The 430-nt window shown below is 43.5% G+C and carries 1 protein-coding gene; it reads left to right on the top strand.

The features are described from left to right. Positions 1-430 (top strand): YtpR family tRNA-binding protein (ytpR, locus tag H4J50_RS19150; protein WP_404842761.1); only part of this gene is annotated, 430 nt, incomplete at both ends.

Below are 430 nucleotides of genomic sequence, written 5' to 3'. Positions count from 1 at the left end.
GTGAGTGGGTTAATCCTGCTATATCTTCAGATGAATTAGCACATCAAATTACCATGGCTGGTCTTGAAGTAGACGCCGTAGAGCCTGTTGCAGGAAAATTTAGCGGTGTATTAATTGGTGAAGTAGTTGAGTGTGGTCCGCACCCTGATGCAGACAAACTACAAGTAACAAAAATTAATTTAGGACCAGACTTTAATGACGGCGAGTTAGTCGACATTGTTTGTGGTGCTAAAAATTGTCGTTTAGGCTTAAAAGTTGCCGTTGCCACTGTTGGTGCGGTATTACCGGGCGACTTTAAAATTAAAAAAGCCAAGCTACGCGGCGTACCGTCTCACGGCATGTTATGTAGTGAGTCTGAAATCGGTTTGTCAGATAGTTCAGACGGCATTATGGAATTAGCCAGCGATGCTCCTATTGGTAAGTGCGTTAG

It is taken from the genome of Colwellia sp. 6M3, from assembly GCF_014077595.1.
In the GTDB taxonomy this organism is placed as follows: Bacteria; Pseudomonadota; Gammaproteobacteria; order Enterobacterales; family Alteromonadaceae; genus Cognaticolwellia.
Note: the sequence above shows the minus strand (reverse complement) of the source record. Positions and strands in the feature narration are given on the sequence as shown.